The organism is Paeniglutamicibacter quisquiliarum (assembly GCF_019084045.1).
GTDB lineage: Bacteria > Actinomycetota > Actinomycetes > Actinomycetales > Micrococcaceae > Paeniglutamicibacter > Paeniglutamicibacter quisquiliarum.
Genome location: NZ_JAHRED010000003.1, coordinates 107,415 through 133,154 on the forward strand (window position 1 = coordinate 107,415; position 25,740 = coordinate 133,154).

Sequence of the window (25,740 nt, forward strand, 5' to 3'; positions counted from 1 at the left end):
CGGTGTCCCGTCGGCTTGGTGCCGGGGGTTTCGGCGTGTTCCTGGCCTGCGTCGGTGTCCTGGAGCCACCCCGACAGGCGGGCGTTGAGGGGTTTGGTCCGTGTGGGCGACGCAGGTCTGGAAACGCCCGATAATTTCTTCACGAATGGGAACGCTACGCCTACACCGAGCGGTCTGGATATAGCTGGTGACAAATAGTTTTGGTGATGTGCGCGACAGTTTCCGCTTTGACATTCAGCCTGTGAAAAGCAACCATTTTGTAGCGGCATACGCAGGGAAGTCCTTCCCTCGGTTGCACCCGCCTGCTTAAGGACATTGCTTGTGAGTTCCCTGCCCGAAGACCCCGCCTCGGTTCCCTGGCGACCCAAGCGGCTCTGGGCGCCATGGTGGCTGGCACTGATCCTGGGTACGGCAGTGGGGGTCACGCTGACATTGCTGCGGGCCTCAAGGGCATTTGTGATTCCCGGGGCGATTGCCTTGGCCATGATCATTATCGTGATCAGCGTCGCCACGATCCTGCGCCGGCAATTTCATCCCGAGGCCCTGGAGCCCCCGATGTCGTTGTCCTACGTGCTGTGGATGGTGCTGCTGATTTTCCTGGTGGGGCCCATCCAGGTGATGCTACTGCCCATGAATCCGCAGGAAATCGCCGCCAAGGCCTTGGCCTTGTCCCTTGGCATCTCCGTCTGCATGTATGCGGCGGACCGGGCCTTGTTTTCCGGGTTTTCGCGGCGCACTAGTCCCAAAGAGACGCCCGGGGCTTGACTTTCCGTTGTGGAAAGGCAAGTCTTTCCACAACGGAAAGAGAAATCTGGGATGCCTGACGAAGCGCGCTGGCCCGCCGACTTCGATCCTCGCGCGGCGCTCGCCGAAGCCAGCGGTGCCTCCGGTGCCATGGTGGACAATACCGAAGCCCCCCGATCCTTTGCTGCCGCGATGGCCGCGATTGTTTCGGCGATCTTCGCCCTGATCCATGCTGTCCCCTGGGGCGCTACGTTGGGTGTGGCCGCTCTTCTGCTCCCGCTGGGAATTTGGTATTACCTGCTGGTGCGGGGACGGCCAAAGCCACGCACCGTTCTCAGCCACTCCGGAACGTACGTGGGTCACTGCCTGCTGATGGGCCTGGGCCTGCAGGTGGCCAGGTTCTGGGAAGCGCTGTCGTGGTGGGAAGTCGGGGCCAAGTGGCTCCTGCTGTTTGTGGTGCTCTACTTCTGCCTGTCCCGCATGCGCTCCGCTGCCATCAGGAACCGACTCGAGGACGCCAATGAACGTCCCGTCTAGCCCCGCTTCGTTCGATGACTTGATCCATGCCCCGGTGCGCTTGCGCATCTGCGCCAGCCTCGCCCCGGTCCAGTGGGTCGAGTTTGCGCAATTGCGCGGTGCGCTCGCGATTGCCGACTCGGTCTTGAGCAAGCACCTCAAGCAGCTGGCCGATGCGGGATACGTCGACATCGAAAGATTCGCCAAGGGCGGGCGCAGCCATGTCAGGGTCGCTCTGACCGTTACCGGGCGCAAGGCCTATGTGGGACACGTGGCAGCGCTGCGAAACATGCTCGAGCCCGACGCGTAGTTCCCCAAGCCAGGCCAGCGCCTTGACTGTTGCGCGCGCCACAAATAGCATACAGGGCAACGGTTGTTTCATATTGAGCAACAAGGCATGTTCGGCGCTCGGTGCTGCCGGAAACCCTGAGGGAGAAGAACGTGGAAGAAATCCGCATTGAAGAAAACGGAAACATCGGGCCCATCGATGCCTCAAGGATTCCGCGTTTTGCCGGGCTGGGCACCTACGCCCGGCTCCCGCGCATCGACCAGGTCCCGGACGCCGACATCAAGGTGGTGGGTGTGCCTTTCGACGCGGGCGTCTCCTACCGCCCCGGTGCGCGCTTCGGATCCACGCACATCCGTGAATCCTCCCGGCTGCTGCGCCCGTACAACCCGGCACTGGATGTCTCGCCCTTCGCCCGGACCCAGGTCGTGGACGCCGGCGACATGGCCGTGAACCCCTTCAACATCAACGAGGCCATCGAGACCATCCAGCAAAACGCGCTGGACCTCACGGCCGACGGCTCCACCCTGGTGACCCTGGGCGGGGACCACACCATCGCGTTGCCGCTGCTGCGCGCCGCCGCCGAACGCGCGGGAAACCCAGTGGCGATGCTGCACTTCGATGCGCACCTTGACACCTGGGACACCTACTTCGGTGCCGAGTACACCCACGGCACCCCCTTCCGCCGCGCGGTGGAAGAGGGCATCCTCGACACCGAGGCCATCTCCCACGTGGGCACCCGCGGCCCGCTCTATGGCAAGAAGGACCTCGAGGACGACAAGCGCTTCGGCTTCGGCATCGTCACCAGCTCGGACGTCTACTACCAGGGCGTGAACGAAATCGTGCACAAGCTGCGCGACCGCATCGGCAACCGTCCGCTCTACATCTCGGTGGACATCGACGTGCTGGACCCGGCCCACGCCCCGGGCACCGGGACCCCCGAGGCAGGCGGCATCACCAGCCGCGAGCTGCTCGAGATCATCCGCGGACTGCGCGGCATGAACATCGTCGGCGCCGACATCGTCGAGGTCGCCCCCGCCTACGACCACGCGGAGATGACGGGCGTTGCCGCCTCCCACGTCGCCTACGACCTGATTTCGCTGATTGCCGACAAGCGCGCCAACGACAAGGCAGGGAACGCATGAGCCAGCAGGAGCAGGGCACGGTCTCCGAGCGCAACGGCGGGGACCTGGTCATCGAGACCCTCGAGGCGCTCGGCGCCCACACGGTTTTCGGCATCCCCGGACAGCATGCGCTGGGCCTATTCGATGCACTCTCACGCTCGAGGCTGCACTTCGTCTCCTCCCGAGTGGAAAACAACTCCGCCTTCGCCGCCGACGGCTATGCCCGGGCCACCGGCGAGGTCGGGGTGCTCTTCCTGTCCACCGGGCCCGGCGCGCTAACCTCCCTTGCCGGGTTGCAGGAGGCCTACGCCACTTCCGTGCCGATGGTCGTGGTGGCCAGCCAGATCCCGCTGGACGGGCTCGGCGCCCGCCGCAAGGGCATGCTGCACCAGCTCGATGACCAGAAGGCCTCCGCGGCGAACGTCACCAAGTCCCAGCGCACCGTCCACCACGCCTCCGGCATCCCCTCTGCCATCCAGGACGCCTGGGCCGACGCGATCACCGTGCCGCAGGGCCCGGTCTGGGTCGAGGTCCCGCAGGACGTCTTGCTGGCCCCGGTGCTGGTGCCGCCGGTCATCGACGCGCTGGCCGAAGCCTACGAGCACCCGCCGCGCGTGGAACTCATCGACGAAGCGGTCCGCTGGCTCGCCAAGGCGGCCCGCCCGGTCATCGTGGCCGGCGGCGGCGTGCGCCGCGCAGGTGCCAAGGACGCGCTGCTGGCGGTGGCCGAGTCCCTGGGCGCCCCCGTGGTCTGCTCGCCCGGCGGCAACGGCGCCTTCCCCTGGAACCACCCGCTGTCCCTGCAGTCCTGGGTCGAGGACCGGCACGTCACCGAGGTCCTGGAGGACGCCGACGTGCTGATCGTGGTGGGCTCCGCCCTGGGCGAGGTCACCAGCAACTACTTCACCCTGGAACCGCGCGGGCACCTGATCCAGATCGACGCCGAGCCGCGCGTGCTCGAATCCAACCGTCCCGCCCTGGGCATCCGGGCCGACGCCAAGGCCGCGCTCGAATACCTGGGCGAGGCGCTGGGCAGACTCGAGGGCGGAACCGGGGCCGACTGGCACGGGCAGGGACCCGAAAAGGTGGTTGCCGACACCCTGGCCAAGGTCTACGCACGGCTCGACGCGCAGGACCTGGCCAAGGAACGCACCTTCATGGCCGACATCCGCGCCGCGGTTCCCGATGACATGCAAACGTTCTGGGACATGACGATTTCCGCCTACTGGGGCTGGAGCTGCTGGGATGCCAAGAGCGGGGAATTCCACTCCGCGCAGGGCGCCGGCGGTCTGGGCTTCGGCTTCCCCTCGGCCATCGGCGGGGCGCTGGGACTGCAGGTCGCGGGCAAGACCCCGGCGCAGGCGCGCGTGCTGGCGGTCTCCGGCGACGGCTCGGCCATGTACTCGATTGCCGAGCTGGCCACCGCCAAGCAGCACCAGGCCCCCGTCACCTGGCTGATCGTCGACGACGGAGGCTACGGGATCCTGCGCGAATACATGGAAGGGGCCTTCGGGAAGGCCACCGCCACCGAGCTGGCCCGCCCGGACTTCGTGGCGTTGGCCGAATCCTTCGGGATCCCGGCCCGCCTGGTGGAGCCCGAAAACGTGCGCGAGGCGCTCGAGGAATCCTTCGCCGCCGACGGCCCCAACGTGGTGGTGGTGCAAACGCTGCTGAAGATGTTCGCGCCAACGCACCTGTAGCAGGCGGCACGCCTCCCTGCGGTGGTGCCGGCCCCGGATCGATGGATGCATCGATCCGGGGCCGCACTTTTTCGGCTACGGCATCGTCTTGCTGTAGATCGCCAGGGCGTCGCGCACGAAGGTTGCGCCCTCGATGCCGCCGTAGTTCGCGGCGAAGCGCTCGTCGGCCACGTACATCTCCGCCAGGCCCAGGACGTACCCCTTGGTGTCGCCGCCCGGGTCCGCCGCCGGGGTTCCCGGGATGCCGGTGAGCCACTGGACGTGGCGCCGGGCCAGGTCCTGGGCCTGCGGGGAATCCGGGGTGATACCGGCATCCCGGGCCGCGGCGATCCAGTCGTTCCCCAGTTCCTTCAACCGGAGCTTCCAGTCCTCCTGTCCGTCCTTGCCCAACCCGCGCCACCAGGCGTCGGAGCGGGCATAGGCTTCCTTGCCCCAGCGCTGCTCCACCTCGTCCCGGTGCACCGTATGGTCAAATCCGTCGAACATGTTTTTTGCCATGAGCGTTCCCCTTCCTTTCAGTGAATCGATGGTGTGCTGCACCGCGGCAATCCGTCGGGCGAGGCGGTCTTGTTCGGCGCGCAGCAGGGCCAGATGCGTTCCCAGCGCCGCGGCCTCGTCCGCCTCGGCCTCGATGACCTGGTGGATCTGCGGCAGGCCGAGTCCCAGCTCGCGCAGCAGCAGCACGCGCTGCAGCCGGATCAGGGCCGCCTCGTTGTAGTACCGGTACCCGTTGTGTCCGATGCGGCTGGGCGGCAGCAGGCCGATGTCGTCGTAGTGGCGCAGCGTGCGGCTGGTGGTGCCGGCGAGCCTGGCGACCTGTTGTATCGACCGTTCCATGGAATCAACGGTAAATCTTGACGCAACGTCAATGTCAAGAGGTGCGCCGAGACGCAGTTGGCGCCCACCCCGGTGGGGATGGGTGCCAACCGCGCGGGTCGCCGGGGCCGTGCCGGCTACCGCCTGCGGTCCGCCTCGAGGCCGGCGCCGGGGCGCAGGTCCAGACGGCGCAGCAACTGCGCATTCAGGGCCACCACGACGGTGGAAACCGACATCAGCACCGCACCGACGGACATCGGCAGGACGAAGCCGATGCCGGCAAGCGCCCCGGCGGCCAGGGGAACGGATACCAGGTTGTAACCGGCCGCCCACCACAGGTTCTGCTTCATCTTGCGGTAGCTGGCCGCCGAGAGCTCCAGGACGGAGAGCACCGAGCGCGGATCGTCGCTGGCCAGGATGACCCCGGCCGAGGCAATGGCCACGTCGGTGCCGGCCCCGATGGCTATGCCAACATCGGCCTGGGCCAGCGCCGGTGCGTCATTGACGCCGTCCCCGACCATGGCGACCTTCTGCCCCTCGGCCTGCAGGCCGGCGACCTTCGCTGCCTTGTTTTCCGGGCGCACCCCGGCAAGGACCCTGTCGATGCCCAGCTCGCTGGCCACCGCGTCGGCCACCTCCTCGGCGTCACCGGTGATCATGACCACCTGAATCCCCCTGGCGTGGAGCGCGTTGACGGCCTCGCGGGATTCGGGGCGGATCTCATCGCTCAGGGCCAGTGCCCCGATGACGCGGCCGTCGGCGATCACGTGCAGGATGGTCGCCCCGCGGGCCTTCCAGACCTCGCTTGCCTCCAGTGGTTCAAGGGAATGGGTGGCCAGGAGGTGCGGTCCGCCGACCCCGATGGCGGCGCCGTCCACCGAGGCCCGGACGCCCTCGGCGGGCGAGGAGTGGAAGCCGGTGGTCGGGGAGAGGTGCAGCGAACGTTCGCCCGCGGCCCGCGTGATGGCCTTGGCCAGGGGGTGTTCGGAGTCGGATTCGGCGGCCGCTGCCAGGGCCAGGACCTGGTCCTCGGAGTGGCCGAGCACGGTGGCAACATCGATGACGACGGGTTCGCCGACGGTCAGGGTGCCGGTCTTGTCGAAGAGCACCGTTCCCACCTGGCGCATGCCCTCCAGAGCAAGCCGGTCCTTGATGAGCACCCCGCCCTTGGCTGCGCGCTCGGTTGCGATGGAAACCACCAGCGGAATGGCCAGCCCCAGGGCGTGCGGGCAGGCAATGACCAGCACCGTGACGGTCCGGATGACCGCTGCGTCGGGATCGCCCAGCAGCGACCAGACGGCGGCGGTGCCGAGGGCCGCGCCCAGGGCGAACCAGAACAACCAGCCGGCGGCCGTGTCGGCCACGCGTTGTGCCCGCGAGCTCGAGGCCTGTGCGTCCGAGACCAGGCGCTGGATGCCCGCCAGCGCCGTGTCGGCGCCGATCGCGGTGACCTGCACGCGGACCGCGGTGTCGGTGGAGACTGTCCCCGCCACCACGGGGGCGCCGGGTCCGCGGGACACCGTGCGGGACTCTCCGGTGATCATCGATTCATCCATTTCGGCGGTTCCGTCGGTGATCTTCCCGTCGGCCGGGATGCGTCCGCCGGGGCGCACGACCACCACGTCGCCCAGTTCCAGCTCGCCGGGGGCGACCTGCTGGATGCCGCCGTCAACGACGCGTTCGGCGGTGTCGGGCAACAGCGCGGCCAGCGAATCCAGCGCCGAAGCGGTTTGGGCCAGCGAGCGCATCTCGATCCAGTGGCCCAGCAGCATGATGACGATCAGCAGGGCGAGTTCCCACCAGAAGTCCAGTCCGTGGTCCAGGAGGCCGAGGCTCGCACCCCAGGAGGACAGGAAGGCGACCGTGATGCCCAGGGAGATCAGCAGCATCATCCCCGGCTTGCGGGCCTTGAGTTCGTCCTTGGCGCCGGAGAGGAACGGCCGCCCGCCCCAGAGGTACATGAGCGTGCCCAGGACGGGGGAGACCCACGGGATCCACGCAGTTCGGGGCAAGGTGACGCCAATGAGCATGGTGAACATGGCGTTGAAGGCCAGAACCGGGATCGAGATGGCCAGCATGACCCAAAAGAGCTTCCTGAAGACCGCAACGTGGTCTCCGTGCCCGCCGTGGCCCGAGTGGTCACCCTGCCCGGGGCCGGCATGTTCATGGTGGACCATGCTTGCGTGGTCGTGTTCCGGATGTGCCGAATGCGGTCCATCGCCAAACCGGCGGTTTTCCGGTTCCGGCGGGGCCGCCGTGCTGTGCTGGTGTTCGTTCATGCCGTCAACATATACCCCTAGGGGGTATATGTCAACGGCTCGCAAGGAAGTTCAGGAGGGCGTCCCGCGCATTAAACGCCTTCGGGCCGGCGGGAACCCGAAGGATCCCGCCGGCCCGAAGGTCGGAACGCATGGTAGTGCGTTTGTTAGCGCAGCACCACGGTGCGGTTGGAGTAGAGGAACACGCGTCCCTCGCAGTGCCACTTGACCGCGTTGGACAGGGCCTTGCATTCGGTGTCGCGCCCTGCCGCCACCAGGTCCGCGGGGGAGTAGGTGTGGTCGACGTCCTGGACCTGCTGGGAGATGATCGGGCCCTCGTCGAGCTCGGCGTTGACGTAGTGGGCGGTGGCGCCCACGGTCTTGACCCCGCGGTCCCAGGCCTGGTGGTAGGGCTTGGCGCCCTTGAAGGACGGCAGGAACGAGTGGTGGATGTTGATGGTCTTTCCGGTGAGCTTGCGGCTGAGCTCGTCGCTGAGCACCTGCATGTAGCGGGCCAGCACCACCAGTTCCACGTCGAACTCGTCGATGAGTTCGAGCAGGCGCGCCTCGGCGGCCGGCTTGGTGTCCGGGGTGACCGGCACGTGGAAGAAGGGGATGTTGTGCCACTGCGCCAGGGACTGGTGGTCGGTGTGGTTGGAGACCACCGCAACCACGTCGATCGGCAGCTCGCCCAACCGCGCGCGGTGCAACAGGTCGTTGAGGCAGTGGTCGAACTTGGAGACCATGATCAGCACGCGCTTCTTGGTGCCCTTGGGCGCCAGCGTCCAGTCGATGCCGTATTCGTCGGCCAGCGCCGCGAAGTCGGCGCGCATGGACTCGGTCAGGCCCGGTGCGTCGGGTCCGGCAAAATCTACGCGCATGAAGAACTGCCCGGCGCGGCGGTCCCCGAAATGCTTGAGCTCGACGATGTCGCGGCCCTGGGCAAGCAGGAACCCGGCCACCGCATGGACGATGCCCGGGCGCTCCGGGCAGGCGACGGTGAGGATGTGTTCGACTTCAGTTTGTGTTTCCACTTTCGGCACTCCGATGCATGCGCGGCCGCCGGGGCCGCGCGAAGGGTGGTCTGTTGATTGCTGCTGGTATTCCGCTCGTTATCTTAGGTGCCGCTCGCCCGCAACCCCGCATCCTTCGCGGCGGTGTTGCGTCCACGGCCGCGGGCGGGCGGCCCCACCCCCGGTGAGGGGAGGGGGCCGCCCGCCCAAGGGGCGGCTTGCCGGAAAGGCGGGCGCCTAGTCGATGGGGGCGGAAGCGAATTCCGCCATGGCATCGAGCAGCCAGCGCGCCGTGTAGTCGGCGAAGGACGCACGCGGCAGCACCCGGAAGGTGTCCTCGGCGCTCTTCCACAGCACCACCGGGACCGGGCCGAGTACCGTGGTGATCGCCGTTCCCGCGGTGAAGCTGCGCGGGTGCAGGTCCGCCGGGCAGCCCTTCTCCAACACTTCTCGGGCACTGGGGCCCGAGAGCTCGATGACGGTGCGGTTGGCCGAGAGGTCGACCACCTGCCCCGGGGCCTGTCCCAGCGCCTGGACCAGGTCGGCGAACAGCTCGGTGCCCTCCGGGGCCACGGCCAGGAACTCGTCCGGACCGCTCCAGATCACCGCGGTGCCCTCCGGGTTCCCGGCGACCTGGCCCACCGAGGCGGGCAGGCCCACGCCGGTTGCCGCGGACAGCGCCGCGTGCGCCTCGGTCCCCGGCTCGGCGCGCACCCCGATCTGGGTGGTGAACGCGATCTCGCGCAGCTTCACGCCGCGTTCGCCTTGCACCGAGCCCTGCTCGAGTGCGGATGCCAGGTGCGCCAGCGGACTGGTGCGCAACACGGAAATATCAGTCAAAACCTGCTCAGCCATCTCGACGGCTCCCTTCGGAATCAAAAAGTACGGTATCGCCCACGACGACGTCGACCAGCTGGCCGTCGACGTACGCCTGCAGTTCCTCGCCGATGCGGTTTCGGCCGTTGGAAATCAGCGCCATCGCAAAGCTGCGGCCCAGCGCCGGGGAGTGGTAGCTGGAGGTGACGAAGCCCTGCATCTTCACCGGAGCGATCTCCGGGGTGATACTGGTTCCGGCGTTCACCAGCTGGGTTCCCTCGGGCAGGCGGAACGACTTGTCCGCGGGCAGCACGGTGACCAGCTGCTTGCGGTCCTCGCGCTGGTTGTCCTTGCGGTCGAAGGACCGCTTGCCCACGAAGTCCTTGACCTTGGACACGACCCATTCCATCGAGGCGTCCTGCGGGGTCACGGTGCCGTCGGTGTCCTGGCCGACGATGATGAAGCCCTTCTCCGCGCGCAGCACGTGCATGGTCTCGGTGCCGTAGGGGGTGATGTTGAATTCCTCCCCGGCCGCCGCCACGTCTTCCCAGACCTTCAGGCCGTACCAGGACGGCACGTTGATCTCGTAGGCGAGTTCGCCGGAGAAGGAGATGCGGCAGACCCGGGCGGCGATGCCCGAGGCCAGCACGGTCTCCTTGAAGGCCATGAAGGGGAAGGACTCGTTGTCCAGGTCCAGCTCCGGGGCGAGCTTGGCCAGCACGGCGCGGGACTTCGGCCCCACGACCGCGACGGTCGATACCTGCTCGGTGACCGAGGTGCACTTGACGTCCAGTTCCGGCCATTCGGTCTGCAGCCATTCCTCCAGCCAGTCCAGCACTCCGGCGGCCCCGCCGGTGGTGGTGGTCATGAAGAAGCGGTCCTCGTCCAGGCGCAGGGTCACCCCGTCGTCGAAGATCATGCCGTCGGCCTTGCACATCAACCCGTAGCGGGCCAGCCCGGGCTTGAGCTTCTTGAACGCGTTGGTGTACATGCGGTTCAGGAACTCGCCGGCGTCCTTGCCGCGGATCTCGATCTTGCCCAGCGTGGAGGCGTCCATGAAGCCCACCGAGTCGCGCACGGCCTTGGACTCGCGATACACCGCGGTGTCCATGTCCTCGCCTTCCAGCGGGTAGTACCAGGGGCGCTTCCACTGCCCGACGTCCTCGAAGAGAGCGCCGCGGGCCACGTGCCACGGGTGCATGCTGGTCAGGCGGGCCGGGTCGAAGAGCTCCCCGCGCTCGCGCCCGGCCAGGGCCGCGAAGGCCACCGGGGTGTAGGGGGCGCGGAAGGCGGTGGTGCCGATGCCCGCCACGTCGGTGGTGCCCAGCGCCGCGGCGATCACGCCGATGGCGTTCACCCCGCTGGTCTTGCCCTGGTCGTTGGCCGTGGAGATGGAGGTGTAGCGCTTCACGTGCTCCACCGAGCGCATGCCCGCGCCGGTGGACCGCAGCACGTCGGCCACGGTCTGGTCGCGCTGGAAGTCCACGAAGTGGTTCTTGTAGTCCGCGGCCTCGCCCTTCAGCGAGGGCACCAGCCACAGGGCGCGGGAAGCGCCCGGGGTCTCCACCGGTGCGCTGGGCACCGAGGCGGTGGTGCTGAACCCTGCGGCGGTTGCCGCGTCGGCGCCGGCGCGGGCGCCCTCGGCCAGCGCGGAGGCCAGCTCGAAGCGACCGTTCATGGCGCCGGCCGTCTGCTGGTTGGCCACCGGGTGCGCCGGGACGAAGGCGGAGATCGCCTCGTTCCAGCCCAGCCGGCGCTCGCGCTGGGAGTGCAGGTGGACCACGGGGTTCCAGCCGCCGGAGACCGCCAGGACATCCGCGTGGATGGTCTCGGTGTCCCCGGCCAGCGCACCCTCGGCATCGAGCCGGGCGACGGTGAGCGAGGCCAGCGAGCCGTCGGTGCCGGCCGCGGTGTCGGCAACGACGGAGCCGAGGATCACGCGCACGCCGCGGGCCGAGAGCTCGGTGGCGCGGACCGAGGGTTCGGTGCGGGCGTCGATGACCGCGGCGACCGCGGTGCCGGCGGCCAGCAGGTCCTCGACCAGCGCGTAGGCCGAGTCGTTGGTGGTGGCCACGACGATGTTGCCGCCCACCAGCACGCCGTAGCGGTTCAGGTAGGAGCGGGCCGCGGCGGCCAGCATGATGCCCGGGCGGTCGTTGTTCTCGAACACCAGCGGGCGTTCGTGGGCGCCGGTGGCCAGCACGACCTGCTTGGCGCGGATGTGCCAGATGCGCTCGCGGGAAACCCCGGCGCCCAGCTCGCCGGTGAGGTGGTCGGTGCGGCGCTGGACGGCCACGAAGTAGTTGGCGTCGTAGCTGCCGAACGCGGTGCTGCGCGAAAGGTGGGTGAACTCCTCGGCTTCCGCCAGTGCCTTTCGGGTCTCGGCGATCCACTGCGCGGCGCTCTTGCCGTCGATGGTTTCGGTGGAGGCCGAAAGCAGCGAGCCTCCGGCCTCGGGCTGCTCGTCGATGAGGATGACGCGGGCGCCGGACTTGGCCGCCTCGCGGGCGGCCGCCAGTCCGGCGGGGCCGGCCCCGACGATGAGCACGTCGGTGTGCACGTGCTTGCGGTCGTAGATGGCCGTATCGGTGCGCGGGTCAAGCTGGCCCAGGCCCTGCAGCAGGGTCACGTCCATGCCGTCGGTGAGCTCCACCGTGGTGGCAGGGAGCATCGATTCGTTCACATGGCCGGCCCAGCGGGCGCCGATCTTGACCAGCGCGTTGGATTCCTCGACGCCGGCGGAGACGATGCCGCGCGGGCGCTTGAGGTAGAGCGAGTCGCCGCAGGAGCGGATGCCGGCGCCGAGCATGGCCGAGGCCACGGTGTCCCCGGCGAAGCCGGAGAAGGACTTGCCGTCAACGGTGAAGGAGAGTTCGCGGGTGCGGTCGATGCGGGCCGAAGCCGTTGCTTCCGCGCCGAGTCGGTGCGAAGAGGTGGTGCTCACTTGGTTCCTCCCTGTGCCGGGGCGTTGGTGGTCTTGAGGGGCTGGGGCTCGCCGGGCTTGTAGACGGCCTTGAATTCATAGGTCACGGTGTCGCGCACCGCGTTGAACCAGCGGCGGCAGCCGGCGGAGTGGACCCAGCGTTCGGCGAAGAGCCCCTTGGGGTTCTGCCGGTAGAACAGGTACTTGGCCCATTCATTGTCGTTCAGGGCCGAGGGGTCTGACGGGTAGGCCACGTGGGCTTCGCCGCCGTAGCCGTATTCGGTCTCGTTTCGGGGCCCACACCAGGGGCATTCGATGAGCATCATTTTGTGTGGATCCCTTTCTAGTGGGCCACGGCTGCGGCGCCGTGTTCGTCGATGAGGTGGCCGGTCTCGAAGCGCTCGATGGAGAAGCCCGCGTTGAGCTCGTGCGCCTCGTCGTTGGCTATGGTGTGGGCGAAGGTGTAGCCGGCGCCCGGGGTGCCCTTGAAGCCGCCGGTTCCCCAGCCGCAGTTCACATAGAGCTGGTCGATCGGGGTCTTGGAGACGATCGGGGAGGCGTCCATGGTGGTGTCCACGATGCCGCCCCAGGTGCGCAAAACATGCGCCCGGGCGAAGATCGGGAAGAGCTCGACGGCCGCGGCCATCTGCTCCTCGATCACGTGGAAGGCGCCGCGCTGGCCGTAGCCGTTGTAGCTGTCGATGCCCGCGCCCATGACCAGTTCGCCCTTGTGGGCCTGGGAGACGTAGACGTGCACGTGGTTGGACATGACGACCGTCGGGTGGACCGGTTCGTGCAGTTCGGAGACCAGTGCCTGCAGCGGGTGGGACTGGATCGGCAGGTCGAAGCCGGCCTGCTCGGCCAGCACCGAGGAGTGCCCGGCGCCGCAGAGCGCGACCTTGCCGGCGTTGATGGTGCCGCGGCTGGTCTTGACCCCGGTGACCCGGTTGCCGTCCTTGATGAAGCCGGTGACTTCGCAGTTCTGGATGATGTCCACGCCCATCTCGTCGCACTTGCGGGCGAAGGCCCAGGCGACGTGGTCGTGCTTGGCGATGCCCGCACGCGGCTGGTAGGTGGCGCCCATGACCGGGTAGCGGATGTCGTCCCCGATGTTGATGATCGGGCACAGCTCCTTGACCTGCTCGGGGGTGATCCACTCGGCGTCCACGCCGTTGAGCTGGTTGGCCCCGACCCGGCGCATCGATTCGCGCACATCTCCCAGGGTGTGGGCCAGGTTCATGACCCCGCGCTGGGAGAAGAGGAAGTCGTATTCCAGTTCCTCGGGCAGCTGCTCCCAAAGCTTCAGGGAGTGCTCGTAGATGCCCGCGGATTCGTCCCAGAGGTAGTTGGAACGAATGATGGTGGTGTTGCGGGCCATGTTGCCGCCGGCCAGCCAGCCGCGTTCCAGGACGGCGATGTTTGTCATGCCGTGGTTCTTGGCCAGGTAGTAGGCGGTGGCCAGGCCGTGCCCGCCGCCGCCGACGATGACTGCGTCGTAGGAGGACTTGGGTTCCGGGTTGCGCCAGAGGAATTCGGGGTGCTCGGGGAGGATGTCGGCCATGTTCTTATGCTCCAATCGGGGCGAGATTTGGGTAGAGGGGGTGTGCGTTGGCCAGGGCGTGGACGCGGTCCTTCAGGGCCGCGAGCGTTGCCTCGTTGTTTTCCTGGGTGCCGGCGATGAGGGTCTCGGCGATGATGTCCGCGACCTCCACGAAGGCGGCCTCGGAGAAGCCGCGGGTGGCCAGCGCCGGGGTGCCGATGCGCAGCCCGGAGGTGACCATCGGCGGACGCGGGTCGAACGGGACCGCGTTGCGGTTCACCGTGATCTCCACCTTTGCCAGCAGGTCCTCGCCCTGCTGCCCGTCCAGCTCCGAGTTCCGCAGGTCCACCAGGACCAGGTGCACGTCGGTGCCGCCGGTCAGCACGCTGATGCCCACGGCCGCGACATCCGCGGCGCCCAGGCGCTCGGCCAGGATCTTCGCCCCGGCCAGGGTGCGTTCCTGGCGCTCCTTGAATTCCTCGGTCGCGGCGATCTTGAACGCCACGGCCTTGCCCGCGATCACGTGCTCCAGCGGGCCGCCCTGCTGGCCGGGGAACACCGCCGAGTTGACCTTCTTGGCGATGTCCGCGTCATTGGTCAGGATGATCCCGCCGCGCGGACCTGCCAGGGTCTTGTGCGTGGTGGAGGACACCACGTGGGCGTGCGGCACCGGCGAGGGGTGCAACCCGGCGGCCACCAGGCCGGCGAAGTGCGCCATGTCCACGAACAGGTACGCACCGACCTTGTCGGCGATCTCGCGGAACCGCGCGAAGTCCAGCTGCCGCGGGTAGGCGGACCAGCCGGCGACGATCATCTTCGGCCGGTGCTCCAGGGCCAGGGCCTCGACCTTGTCCATGTCCACCACCAGGGTGTCCTCCTCGACGCCGTACGGGACGATGTTGTAGAGGCGGCCGGAGAAGTTGATCTTCATGCCGTGGGTCAGGTGCCCGCCGTGGGCCAGGTTCAGGCCCATGACGGTGTCGCCCGGGCGGATCAGCGCGTGCATCACCGAGGCGTTGGCCTGCGCGCCGGAGTGCGGCTGCACGTTGGCGAACTCGGCACCGAAGAGCGCCTTGACGCGTTCCAGGGCGAGGGTCTCGACGACGTCGACCTCCTCGCAGCCGCCGTAGTAGCGCTTGCCCGGGTAGCCCTCGGCGTACTTGTTGGTCAGCACCGAACCCTGCGCCTGCATCACCGCAAGGGCCGTGTGGTTCTCCGAGGCGATCATCTCCAGCCCGCGCTGCTGGCGCGCCAGCTCCGCGTCGATGCGCTCCGCGATCTCCGGATCCAGGGTGGCAATGCTTTGGGTCAGCGTTGACTCGACAAGCGTGGTGTTCAGGGCCGTCATCCAGTATTCACTCCTTGAAGTACAAGTTGTTTATGATTGATATATCAGAACTGGTTGCAATGCTATGATGGGGATCACATGGTGTCAATGGCCATCGCAAATAAGTCGTGAAGCCGATCGAACTACAGTGAATCCGTACCTCGGCAAAGTGAAGGAGACATCCGCATGAGTACTGTCACCGCAAGCCCGGAGGTGTTGGGCGAACGCGTATCCCTGGCCGAGCAGTCCTACCGCGACATCCGCGACCGCCTGATCATGCTCGACATCCGCCCCGGGGAGCCGATCAACGACGGCCAGCTGGCCCTCGAACTGGGGGTCGGGCGCACCCCGGTGCGCGAGGCGCTCAAGCGCCTGGAGATCGACCACCTGGTCATTTCCTATCCGCGCCGCGGCACGTTTGCCACGATCGTGGACATCACCGAACTTGCCGACGTCTCCGAGCTGCGCCGTTCCCTCGAGCCGCTGGCCGCCCGCAAGGCCGCGCTCAGCGCCTCGGACGCGGACCGCGACGCTCTCCGCGCGTTGGCCAAGGACATCGGACGGCTGGGGGACAAGAAGGTCGACAAGCGCGGATTGATGCAATATGACCTCAGCGTCCACCGACTGATCTACCGGGCCGCGGGAAACCCCCACCTCGAGGAAACGCTGATCCGCCTGGACAACCTGGCCACCCGCATCTGGTGCCTGGTGCTGGACAAGGTCCCGTCGGTCTCCGGGCACATTGAGGAACATGTCGACCTGCTCGAAGCCATCGTCGCCGGCGAGGCCGACAAGGCCGAGGCCATGGCGCTGGATCACATCACCAGCTTCGAGCGGACGATTCGCGCGGTGCTGTAGGGCGGGAACTGTCGGCGCGGACGCGGGGAGAAGAGTCCGCGCGGCGGGGAACCTACTTTCCGCCGGCCATGTTGGACGTGGCCAGCTTGGTGGCCAGTTGCAGGGCCGCGAGGCGCGAGGTGCCGCGGGGATCGCCGCCCAGCAGCTCGAAGATCTTGTTCAGCCGCTTGTGCAGCGTCTGGCGTTCCATGAAGAGGGACGCGGCGGCGGCCGTGGAATTGCACCCCGAGGTAAGCCACGCATCCAGGGTCGCCACCAGGTCGCCGGCGCGCATGGTGTCGTGGCCGATCAGGTCCGAAAGGTTCTCCTGGACAAAGCGGTCCACCGAGTCGCGCCCCAGCTCCCGGACGCAGAGGCGTTCAAGGACCACTTCCCCGCAATCACGCAGCCCGCCGGAATCCGGCATGGGCAGGGCCAGCCGCTCGGTCAGGAACGCCTCCTGCAGCGACCACGAACCGTGCGTGGCATCGGCTACCCATGGACCAAAGACGCCTTGAACGGGCACCGCACCGATTTCACCGCGCAACCCCCTGAGGATCTTCCGCCTCTCATCTTTGGGGGAGCGGCCCCTGAGCGGGATGAGCCCATAGAGGTAGTCGCCATCGAGGTACGTCTTGATGTCCGGGCTGTTGCGCCGCAGGATCCGTTCCAGGGTACTGCGCATCCGGCCCAGCTCGACGCCGCGGAAAATGACCACGGCCACCGGGACATTCACCTCGAGCCCGACCCTCGTGCACAGGTCCTTGACCTCGCCGTCGCCCGAGTTGCGGATGATGGCCTGCATCAGTGCCGAATCGGCGATTTGCGAGCGCGTGGGCCGGTGGTGCTGGGAAAGGGCCAATGCCAGGATGCTGCCCAGCCTCTCGGCAACCGTGGTCAGCAGTTCCCGCTCGGACGGGTGCCGGCTTTCCAGGTGCAGCCTGGCGCCGACCACGTTGCTGACGAAGATGTCGGAGACGATTTCCATCCCGATCTCGTCCTCGGGGAGCGCGCGGCTGCTGGCCAGGGTGATGCCGCCCAGGTCCACCAGAAGGGCGTTCGCCTCCAGGGCCTCCGCGATCAACGAAATCAACGGAGCCAGGTTGGGGCCGGAGGTGGCGATCTGGTGGGCCAGGCGCTGGGAGATCTCGTCGGCACGCTGCAGCGCCAAGGCATGGGCGGAGACGATGCTGCGGTTGATGGTTTCCGCGAGTTCCACAAAAGGAACCGTGGCGCGCAATTCGATCAGGGGCAGTCCGGCGGCTTCCGCTGCATCTATGAGCTCTCGGGAGAGGCTCTTGTTCAGTCCGGCGGTCTCAATGGCCAGCGCCGCGACCTTTCGCTCCGCCAGGCTCTGGATGTATTGGACCTGGGCTTCGGGGCGCAGAGCCAGGAGCGTCTGGCCGCCACTGAGCAATAGTTCCTCACCCCGTAACAGTGGCGCAATCTCGAGGACCTCGCTGGAGTGCACCCAGCGGACCCCGTTGTGCGGGACCTGGTCGGCGCCGGCGACGACGCGCGGCCGCGCCTTGGCGAAGAGGGGACTGGCCAGAACGTCCTTGAGGCGGAGAAGCATGCACGGATCCTTGGGGTGGAAACGGAACGATTGATGGGCGGAAGCGCCGCTAGGTGACACTTTGTCACCGAGACTGGATTATAAATATACATTTTGAGTGTACTAGGTGGTGAAGATCACTCCTACGCTGGTGGGTAAGTTCTTGTCGAACCACCGCAGTCGAGAGAGTGAACCAATGAGTAGAGATGTTGCCAGTTCATCTGAAAGCGTGACCCATGAGGTCGAGGACTCCCTTCAGCCGATACCCGAATCCGCCAGGACCACCAAGCTTTCCGGGCAGTTCTGGATCTGGGCCGGGGCCAATGTCGCCCCCATCAACTGGATCCTCGGAGCCTTGGGCATCCACCTGGGCCTGGGCCTTGCCGATACCCTGACCGTGCTGATTGCCGGAAACGTCATCGGCATGCTCGGCTTCGGATTCTTCGTCGTTCTGGGGCAGAAGACCGGCGCCACCGGCATGCTGCTGGCCCGAGGCGCATTTGGCCGCCGCGGGGCCTACCTGCCGGCCGCCATCCAGGCTGTCATTGCCATCGGCTGGTCCGCGGTCAACACCTGGGTCATCCTCGACTTGATCATGGCCCTGTTCGGCATGATCGGTTGGGTCGATCCGACCGCAGGCAACCTGCTGTGGAAGATCTCGACGGCGGCGGTCATCATGGCCATCCAAGTGGCCATCTGCTACCGCGGCTACAAGGCCATCGCCCGCTTCGAGCGCATCACCATGCCGCCGACCATCATCGTGCTGATCGCCATGTCGATTCTCGCCTGGACCCAGCTCGACATCGACTGGAGCTACCAGGGCCCCGTCGGCGAGGTCCTCACCGGCATGCCGCGCATCGCGGCAATGTCCTCGATCATGACCGCCATCGGGATTGGCTGGGGAATCGGCTGGTTCACCTACGCACCGGACTACTCCCGCTTCGTCTCAAAGCGCATCAAGACCCACAAGCTCTACCTCGTCAGTGTCCTTGGCCAGTTCCTCCCGGTCGTCTGGCTCGGCATCCTGGGCGCCAGCCTCGCCACCAAGAACGGCACCGCCGATCCCGGCCAGCTGATCGTGGAATCCTTCGGCACCCTGTCGATCCCCGTGATCCTGCTGGTCATCCACGGGCCGATCGCCACCAACATCATCAACATGTACACCTTCGGTGTTGCAACGCAGGCACTGGACATCAACGTCTCGCGAAAGAAGCTTTCCCTCTTGGTTGGCGTCCTGTCCATGGCCGCCGTCATCGCATTCCTCTTCGCCCACGACTTTGCCGAGGTCCTGCACAACTGGATCATTGCCATCGCGGCCTGGGTTGCCACCTGGGGCGGGATCATGGCGGTGCACTACTTCGTCTTCGAACGCCGCCACAAGGACTTCTCCTACCTGTTCCTTGATCCCAGGTCGACCAAGCTCAAGTCCTTCAACCCCGCTGCATTCATTGCCTTCGCCGGCGGCATCTTCATGACCTGGATGTGCATGTACGGGTCGATCCCGCCCCTGCAGGGCCCGATCGCCACCGCGGTGGGCGGCATCGACTTCTCCTGGCTGGCCGGAACCGCCACCAGCGCCGGCTTGTATTACTTCTTGGGACTGAGCCGATTCAAGTCCCGCATCGAACAGGGAGTGCCGCTGGGACTGAAGATTGACTGCTCCGACGCGGAGTTCATTCGCCAGCATGGCAGCGCGGAATTCCTGCTCGCCGAGCAGCGGATCGACGACGAGGTTTCGCACCCGGAGCCGGCATCCGCAAAGCACAAGATCGGCTCCTAGGGGCCGGTGAAGACCAGTGGGTCCCGTGGCCGAAGCATCGGCCGCGGGACCCGCACCACCATGCCACGGGCTGGAGTGCCGTGATGATCAACGCGGCCAAGTTGCTTTGATCGCCATTGGATTTCCCAGGCCCAATCCCATAAATCGCATGGCGCGGGGCGAATCAGCGACGGGACGCCACGCGCCAACACCACAAGGAGTACCTCGATGCAGTCGGTTTTTCTGGAAGACATTGATGCGGAAACCTTTGCCGCATACGTAGTCCAGCCCCAAGCAACGGTCATCATTCCCACCGGCGCCACCGAACAACATGGCCCACATATGCCGCTGGGCGTTGACGCGATGCTGTCGCGCGCCATTGCCGGAGTGGTGGCCGAGAAGCTGGGCGCCCTGGTGGCGCCGACCCTTTCCTATGGATACAAGTCGCAGCCGCGCTCCGGAGGGGGTAATCACAGGGTCGGAACCACGAGCCTGAGCGGGGCAACGCTCACCGGCCAGGTGGAAGACATTGCCCGCTCCTTCCTCGGGCAGGGGTTCACCAAGGTGGTCATACTCAACGGCCACTTCGAAAACTACCAATTCATTTACGAGGGGCTGGAAATTGCGGTGGGCCGGGCCCGGGAAGCAGGAGGCGATGCGCGGGCGATGCTGCTCTCCTATTGGGACTTCGTTGACGCGGAGACGCTGGAAAAGGTCTTCCCTGATGGTTTCCTTGGCTGGGACATTGAGCACGGCGGGGTGCTGGAAACTTCCCTCATGCTGCTGTTGCACCCTGAAAAGGTCGACATGTCCCGTGCGGTCGACCACCCGCCGGCGCAGCTGAAGCCCTACGACATCTTCCCCGAGGATCCGGCGCGCACCCCGGCCAGCGGATGCCTGTCCTCGCCACTGGGCGCCAGCGCCGAACGAGGGAAGTTGCTCCTGGACGCCGTGACCAACGGCGTGGCCCGGGCCATCGAGGACGAATACTCCTTGGCACTGGAATCCCTGGCTGTCAGGTAGCGGCCATTGTGGCCGGTCATGCCGGCATGGCGCATCGTCGGCGAGCGTGAGCGGGCTTGTCGACGGTTCCGTAGGGCATGAATATCGTGCAAGTTTGGGCGCCCGGGAGACCGGGCGTCCAAACTTTTTAACGCCACGGGCAACAAATGTGGAGCGGGCCAAGCGCGACCCTTGACAGTGATGCGGGACACAAATAAAGTGAGCGCAACAGTGTTGCAACGAATGCAACCAAAATAAACTCTGGTGGTTCCCAAATGATTCAGCGCAACAACTCCGCGGACGGCAACGGTGCCCGCGCGCGTTCTGCAATGAGCACGCTCACCAATAGCCAGGCCTCCGACCTCGGCCCAACGCTCAGCGGGCAGGGCCGTCCGGACCCGGCCGGGATCGGCAAGAAAACCCGCACCAAGGTCGTTGCCGCCAGCTTCATCGGCAACTTCGTGGAATGGTTCGACTATGCCGTCTACGGCTACCTTGCCGTGACCATCACGGCGGTCTTCTTCCCGGACTCCGACCCGGCAACCGGCCTGATGCTCACCTTCGCACTCTTCGCGATCTCGTTCCTGGTCCGTCCCTTGGGCGGATTCGTCTGGGGCCACCTGGGAGACAAGATCGGCCGGCGCGAGGCGCTCTCGTGGTCGATCCTGATCATGTCCGCGGCAACCTTCTGCATTGCCTTGATTCCCTCCTACAACACCATCGGGATCTGGGCGCCGATCCTGCTGCTGATCATCCGAGTCGTCCAGGGGTTCTCCGCCTCCGGCGAATACGCGGGAGCCTCCGCCTTCCTGGTGGAATATGCACCGGCCAACCGGCGAGGCCTCTACGCCGCCGTTGTTCCGGCAAGCACCGCCACCGGCCTGCTACTCGGCTCGCTGCTTGCGGCGCTGCTGACGGGCATGCTGGAACCCGAGCAAATGCAGTCCTGGGGCTGGCGTCTGCCGTTCCTGCTGGCCGCACCCATGGGCTTGATCGGGCGCTATATCCGGACCAAGCTCGAGGACTCGCCGGTCTTCAAGGAACTGGCCAAGGAAGACAATGCAGTCAAGGCCCCGGTCAGCTCGCTGTTCAAGAACCACTGGCGCCAGCTCGTGCAGGCCGTCGGTGCGGTGCTGCTCAATGCCGTGGGTTTCTACCTGATCCTCAGCTACATGCCCACCCACCTTTCCCAAAACATCGGGCTGAGCGAAACCGCATCCTATGTCGCCACCACCGTGGCACTGGCCACGTACATCGGATTCATCTTCGTGGTGGGAATGCTCTCGGACCGCTTTGGGCGCAAGAAGGTCTTGATGAGCGCATCGATCCTGTTCGTGGTGCTGACGGTCCCGTCGTTCATGCTGCTGGAAACCGGCAACTTCCTCGTCGTCGTCCTGGTGCAGATCCTGCTCGGCGCGATGCTGAGCCTCAATGACGGGACGCTACCCAGCTTCCTGGCCGAAATGTTCCCCACCCGGGTCCGCTACTCCGGATTCGCCGTGAGCTTCAATCTGTCCAATGCGCTCTTCGGTGGCACCGCGCCCTTCGTGGCAACCGTCCTGATCGCCAGCTCCGGCACCGACCTGGCCCCCGGCTGGTACCTCATGGGAGCAGCCGTCATCTCCCTGGTCGCGGTCGCCTTCTCGGTCGAAACCAGCAAGAAGCCGCTGAGCTAAACGCGGTTGTCACCTAGGTTGTAGATGCCCGAAAGGGTGGGTTGATGGCCGGGAAGATCGTCTTGGAGGTGCCATAACTTGTCGCCGGACAAGGCGACTCGGCATTCGGCCTTGAGTGCCGAAACCGATTGCGGCGCCAAGTCCGCTGTGTCGGTGGGGCTTCTTCGCTTCATCAGGGCGACGCCGTGCAAACCGGCGCAATCATCGGTGCGTTCCCGTTTCCATAAGTGATCATTCTGATGATCATCAAGCTGATCCGGCGACTGCTCAAGCGTGACAAGGCGATCGGGCAGCTGGAAAGTTTCATCAACAACCCTGACCTGGCTCTGGTCTTCGTTCCCGATTCGAGGGAGGAGGGCAACGGCGACACTGGGCTACGCGGGGCCGGCTGGTCGCGTGAAGGTCGCGTGAGGGTCGCGGTGTCCGCAATGGCGGAGACCGCGACCTTTGCTTTTGTCGTGGGGCAGGCTCCTTGAAAGTAACCGCAAAAGGCCCCGTCGAGCAGCCCTGGTCGGAAATCTTTCGAAGTTCGCCGGAAACCACTTGACAGTGAGCTGGGGCACACATAATCTGAGTGCAACGGCGTTGCAATGAGTGCAACAGTCCGAAACTTTCTCCGGCGGTTCCCAAGAATCCACGCAATCCTTTTGATTGGGCCGGTCTCCATTGCCACCTGTTTACTTCTAAGGAGTCAATACCTTGACCACCACCGCTCACAGCGCCACCAACGTTTCCGACCTCGAGCGCCTCAAGACGCTGCACAACGGCACCAAGCAGCAGCTGACCTTCTCGGATGCCGAGTTCGAGCGCCGCCTGACCGGCCTGCGCAAGATCATGGCCGCCAAGGAACTGGATGCGGTCATCCTGACCAGCTACCACGGCATCAAGTACTACTCCGACTTCCTCTACACCACCTTTGGACGCAACTACGCCCTGGTGGTCACCGCGAACAACTCCACCACCGTGACCGCGAACATCGACGCCGGCATGCCATGGCGCACCAGCTACGGCGACAACATCGTCTACACGGACTGGAAGCGCGACAACTTCTACTACGGTCTGCAGGAAGCCCTGAAGCGCGACGGCGTGAAGGCCGCGCGCATCGGCGTCGAGGACGACGCCCTGGCCCTGTTCACCCGCCAGGCAATCGGCGCGGCCTTTGAGGGCGCCACCCTGGTGGATGTCTCGCAGGACGCCATGCGCCAGCGCATGATCAAGTCCGCCGAGGAAATCGAGGTCATCAAGCACGGTGCGCGCATCGGCGACCTGGGCGGCGAGGCCATCAAGGCCGCGATCCGCGAGGGCATCACCGAATACGAGGTCGCCCTCATCGGCACCGAGGCCATGGTCCACGAGATCGCCAAGACCTTCCCGCACCGCGAAGTGCGCGACACGTGGGTCTGGTTCCAGTCCGGCATCAACACCGACGGCGCCCACAACTGGGCAACCACCCGCAAGCTTGAGCGCGGGGACATCCTTTCGCTGAACTGCTTCCCGATGACTTCCGGCTACTACACCGCCCTGGAGCGCACCCTGTTCCTCGGCGAGCCGGACGCCCGATCCCTGGAGCTGTGGAACGTCAACGTCGAGGTGCACAAGCGCGGCCTGGAACTCATCAAGCCCGGAGCGGTCTGCAAGGACATTGCCGCCGAGCTCAACGAGATCTTCATCGGCCACGGCCTGCTGCCCAACCGCACCTTCGGCTACGGCCACTCCTTCGGGGTGCTGTCGCACTACTACGGCCGCGAAGCGGGCCTGGAGCTGCGCGAGGACATCGACACGGTCCTTGAACCGGGCATGGTTGTCTCCATGGAACCGATGATCACCGTCCTGGACGGCGAGCCGGGAGCCGGCGGATACCGCGAACACGACATCCTGGTCATCGGCGAGGACGGCGGAGTCGAGAACATCACCAAGTTCGGCTTCGGTCCGGAAAACAACATCATTGATGCCTAGCATCGAACTGGCATGATGGAGGGGGCGGTGGAGTGCACGCGTGTGCCCCACCGCCCCCTTTCCGATGGCCACCGTCATCCCCGCTTCCGACGAAGAATCGAGCCCCTCGCCATGATCCTGGACGAACACGACCGCGCCGGATACGCCACCGCCCTTGAACAGGCCCGCCTGGGTGCCGGCGAGGGCGGGGTGCCCATTGGATCGAGCATCTTCGAGAACGGCGTGATGCTGGGGGCCGGCCGCAACCGCCGCGTGCAAAACGGGGATCCGACGGCGCACGGGGAAATCGACGCGCTGCGCAATGCCGGGCGTCGGGCCTCCTACGCCGGTACCACCCTGTACTCCACGCTGGCGCCCTGCGCCATGTGCTCCGGATCGATCATCCTCTTCGGCATCCGGCGCGTGGTGGTCGGGGAGAACCGGAATTTCCCCGGCGAGCTCGAACTGCTGCGCTCCCGCGGCGTGGAAGTCGTGGTCATCGACGATGCCCGGGCCACCACACTCATGGAAGACTTCGTCACCCAGAACCCGGGACTTTGGAACGAAGACATCGGCGTCGACGAGGCGCAACCCGACACGGCCCGGTAGCGTACAACCGTGAACGCACCAACCAGCACCCCACCCACCGGAGGAATCCCCATGGTTGCCCAAGCGGCTGAAACCACCACCGCGGAACCGCGCGGCGCCTCGGTCATCGTCAACGTCATCGACGTGCTGCGGTGCTTCACGGTTGAGAACCCGGTGCTGGGCGTCACGGAAATCGCCGCCCGGGTGGGCTTGCACAAATCCAGCATCTCGAGGATCCTGGCCACGCTGGAGCAGGAACGCATCGTGGCCCGCGACGAGGCCACCCGCAAATACTCGCTGGGACTGGGGCTCATCGCGGTCGCCGGACCGCTGCTGGCCAACCTCGACGTGCGGCGGGTGTCCTACCCCTTCCTGGCCGAACTGGCCGCGGATACCGGGGAAACCGCGGTGCTGACCATCTGGGACGGCGCCGAATCCGTCTCGGTCGAGCAGATCCCCAGCATCCACCAGGTCAAGCACACCTCGGCCATGGGCAGCCGCTACAACACCGCGCTCAGCGCCTCGGTCCAGGTCTTCCTGGCCCACGAGGCGCCCGACCGCGCCGCGGGCCTGCTGGAATCCGGCGCCGTGCTGCTGCCCGCGAACACCGCCGGCGCACGGGCCACCTACCTCAAGCGCCTGGAGACGGTGCGGGAGCGGGGTTACGCGGCGAATCACGGAGAGACCTCGCCCGACGAGGTCGGCGTGGCCGCGCCGATTTTCGACCACCGCGGCACCGTGGTGGCAAGCGCCATGATCGCGGCCCCGTACTACCGGGTCTCGAAGGAACAGCTGGACGAACTCGGTGCCGCCTGCGTGCGGGCGGCACGGCAAATCAGCATGCGCCTGGGCGCATCGCCGGCCTGAGCGGACGGCGCAACCATCGAATAGGGGGAGCGGCATGTTTGAACCACGTGGTGCACACACCTTTGAATACGCCCTGCACGAGGGCACCGAGACCCGCATGCAATTCCATTTCGTCGACGAGATGAAGATGCCCGTCGCCATCCAGACCTGGGAACTGGCGCCCGGCGGACACGAGGGCATGCACACCCACCACCGCCACGACATGGCCCTGGAGGAGTTCTACCTGGTGCTGTCGGGCACCGCGTCGATGCGCGTGGGCCAGGAACACCACGAACTGCGGGCCGGGGACAGCGTCCTGGCCCCGGCCGGGGTGGAACACGACCTGCGCAACACCGGGGACGAAACCCTGCGGGTGCTGGTGGTCTGGGGCGAGGAAGGGCACAAGGACTTCTCCGCCTTCGGTTCGGTCGCCAAGGCCAGGGCCGCACGAGCAGGAACGCCGTAGGGCCCAGCCGGGC

Annotated in this window: 23 protein-coding genes; 14 read left to right on the top strand and 9 right to left on the bottom strand. The window is 66.3% G+C overall.

Going from position 1 to position 25,740, the window contains the following annotated elements:
* Positions 1-321 precede the first annotated feature (321 nt).
* The 5 genes from KRR55_RS07165 to KRR55_RS07185 all read left to right on the top strand — a co-directional run bounded on the left by KRR55_RS07165 (position 322) and on the right by KRR55_RS07185 (position 4,370).
* Entirely contained in the window at positions 322-765 is a 444-nt protein-coding gene (locus KRR55_RS07165) for a hypothetical protein (RefSeq protein ID WP_217388391.1), read from the top strand.
* 51 nt (positions 766-816) lie between these two features.
* Positions 817-1,281, top strand: a complete 465-nt coding sequence (locus KRR55_RS07170) for a hypothetical protein (RefSeq protein ID WP_217388392.1) — start codon at positions 817-819, stop codon at positions 1,279-1,281.
* Positions 1,265-1,570 (top strand): transcriptional regulator, encoded by a 306-nt coding sequence (locus KRR55_RS07175; protein WP_217388393.1) that lies wholly within the window; start codon positions 1,265-1,267, stop codon positions 1,568-1,570. Before KRR55_RS07170 ends, KRR55_RS07175 begins: the two co-directional genes overlap by 17 nt.
* Before the next feature lie 131 nt (positions 1,571-1,701).
* Positions 1,702-2,691 carry an agmatinase gene (gene speB, locus KRR55_RS07180; protein ID WP_217388394.1) on the top strand — a complete coding sequence of 330 codons (990 nt, stop codon included), beginning with the start codon at positions 1,702-1,704 and terminating at the stop codon, positions 2,689-2,691.
* Positions 2,688-4,370, top strand: a complete 1,683-nt coding sequence (locus tag KRR55_RS07185) for a thiamine pyrophosphate-binding protein (protein ID WP_217388395.1) — start codon at positions 2,688-2,690, stop codon at positions 4,368-4,370. Before speB ends, KRR55_RS07185 begins: the two co-directional genes overlap by 4 nt.
* 75 nt (positions 4,371-4,445) lie before the next feature.
* Here KRR55_RS07185 and KRR55_RS07190 read toward each other — a convergent pair whose 3' ends face one another.
* The 8 genes from KRR55_RS07190 to glyA all read right to left on the bottom strand — a co-directional run bounded on the left by KRR55_RS07190 (position 4,446) and on the right by glyA (position 15,084).
* Complete coding sequence (locus KRR55_RS07190; protein ID WP_217388396.1) at positions 4,446-5,207, bottom strand: MerR family transcriptional regulator; 762 nt, start codon at positions 5,205-5,207, stop codon at positions 4,446-4,448.
* Between the two features lie 116 nt (positions 5,208-5,323).
* Positions 5,324-7,465 carry a heavy metal translocating P-type ATPase gene (locus KRR55_RS07195; RefSeq protein WP_217388397.1) on the bottom strand — a complete coding sequence of 714 codons (2,142 nt, stop codon included), beginning with the start codon at positions 7,463-7,465 and terminating at the stop codon, positions 5,324-5,326.
* 146 nt (positions 7,466-7,611) lie between these two features.
* A complete protein-coding gene (purU, locus tag KRR55_RS07200) occupies positions 7,612-8,478 on the bottom strand; it encodes a formyltetrahydrofolate deformylase (RefSeq protein ID WP_217388398.1) in 867 nt (288 codons plus the stop codon).
* 216 nt (positions 8,479-8,694) lie between these two features.
* Complete coding sequence (locus tag KRR55_RS07205; RefSeq protein ID WP_217388399.1) at positions 8,695-9,312, bottom strand: sarcosine oxidase subunit gamma; 618 nt, start codon at positions 9,310-9,312, stop codon at positions 8,695-8,697.
* Positions 9,305-12,217: a sarcosine oxidase subunit alpha family protein gene (locus KRR55_RS07210; protein WP_217388400.1), complete on the bottom strand. Its 2,913-nt coding sequence runs from the start codon at positions 12,215-12,217 to the stop codon at positions 9,305-9,307. The genes KRR55_RS07205 and KRR55_RS07210 overlap by 8 nt, the downstream gene beginning before the upstream one ends.
* Positions 12,214-12,522, bottom strand: a complete 309-nt coding sequence (locus tag KRR55_RS07215; RefSeq protein ID WP_217388401.1) for a sarcosine oxidase subunit delta — start codon at positions 12,520-12,522, stop codon at positions 12,214-12,216. The genes KRR55_RS07210 and KRR55_RS07215 overlap by 4 nt, the downstream gene beginning before the upstream one ends.
* Positions 12,523-12,539: 17 nt before the next feature.
* A complete protein-coding gene (locus KRR55_RS07220; RefSeq protein ID WP_217388402.1) occupies positions 12,540-13,757 on the bottom strand; it encodes a sarcosine oxidase subunit beta family protein in 1,218 nt (405 codons plus the stop codon).
* A gap of 4 nt (positions 13,758-13,761) precedes the next feature.
* The gene (gene glyA, locus KRR55_RS07225; RefSeq protein WP_217388403.1) at positions 13,762-15,084 is read right to left on the bottom strand and encodes a serine hydroxymethyltransferase; all 1,323 of its coding nucleotides are present in this window, start codon (positions 15,082-15,084) and stop codon (positions 13,762-13,764) included.
* 165 nt (positions 15,085-15,249) lie between these two features.
* Here glyA and KRR55_RS07230 point away from each other — a divergent pair, with 165 nt between their 5' ends.
* A complete protein-coding gene (locus tag KRR55_RS07230) occupies positions 15,250-15,921 on the top strand; it encodes a GntR family transcriptional regulator (RefSeq protein ID WP_217388404.1) in 672 nt (223 codons plus the stop codon).
* A gap of 52 nt (positions 15,922-15,973) precedes the next feature.
* Here the strand turns inward: KRR55_RS07230 and KRR55_RS07235 are convergent, their stop codons facing one another.
* Positions 15,974-17,476: a PucR family transcriptional regulator gene (locus KRR55_RS07235; RefSeq protein WP_217388405.1), complete on the bottom strand. Its 1,503-nt coding sequence runs from the start codon at positions 17,474-17,476 to the stop codon at positions 15,974-15,976.
* 175 nt (positions 17,477-17,651) lie between these two features.
* On the opposite strand from KRR55_RS07235, the gene KRR55_RS07240 reads away from it, so the two are divergent.
* The 8 genes from KRR55_RS07240 (at position 17,652) to KRR55_RS07275 (ending at position 25,727) form a co-directional block, all read left to right on the top strand.
* Positions 17,652-19,235: a purine-cytosine permease family protein gene (locus KRR55_RS07240; RefSeq protein WP_217388406.1), complete on the top strand. Its 1,584-nt coding sequence runs from the start codon at positions 17,652-17,654 to the stop codon at positions 19,233-19,235.
* A 207-nt stretch (positions 19,236-19,442) separates the two neighbouring features.
* Positions 19,443-20,237 (top strand): creatininase, encoded by a 795-nt coding sequence (locus KRR55_RS07245; RefSeq protein ID WP_217388407.1) that lies wholly within the window; start codon positions 19,443-19,445, stop codon positions 20,235-20,237.
* A 254-nt stretch (positions 20,238-20,491) separates the two neighbouring features.
* Positions 20,492-21,892, top strand: a complete 1,401-nt coding sequence (locus KRR55_RS07250) for an MFS transporter (protein ID WP_254455953.1) — start codon at positions 20,492-20,494, stop codon at positions 21,890-21,892.
* A gap of 239 nt (positions 21,893-22,131) precedes the next feature.
* Positions 22,132-22,368, top strand: coding sequence for a hypothetical protein (locus KRR55_RS07255; RefSeq protein WP_217388408.1), 237 nt, complete (start codon positions 22,132-22,134; stop codon positions 22,366-22,368).
* A 223-nt stretch (positions 22,369-22,591) separates the two neighbouring features.
* Positions 22,592-23,848: an aminopeptidase P family protein gene (locus KRR55_RS07260; protein WP_217388409.1), complete on the top strand. Its 1,257-nt coding sequence runs from the start codon at positions 22,592-22,594 to the stop codon at positions 23,846-23,848.
* 111 nt (positions 23,849-23,959) lie between these two features.
* Positions 23,960-24,436: a nucleoside deaminase gene (locus tag KRR55_RS07265; protein ID WP_217388410.1), complete on the top strand. Its 477-nt coding sequence runs from the start codon at positions 23,960-23,962 to the stop codon at positions 24,434-24,436.
* A gap of 51 nt (positions 24,437-24,487) precedes the next feature.
* On the top strand, positions 24,488-25,282 hold the full coding sequence (locus KRR55_RS07270; protein WP_217388411.1) for an IclR family transcriptional regulator: 795 nt from the start codon (positions 24,488-24,490) through the stop codon (positions 25,280-25,282).
* Positions 25,283-25,316: 34 nt separating this feature from the next.
* Positions 25,317-25,727 carry a cupin domain-containing protein gene (locus KRR55_RS07275; protein WP_217388412.1) on the top strand — a complete coding sequence of 137 codons (411 nt, stop codon included), beginning with the start codon at positions 25,317-25,319 and terminating at the stop codon, positions 25,725-25,727.
* Positions 25,728-25,740 lie beyond the last annotated feature (13 nt).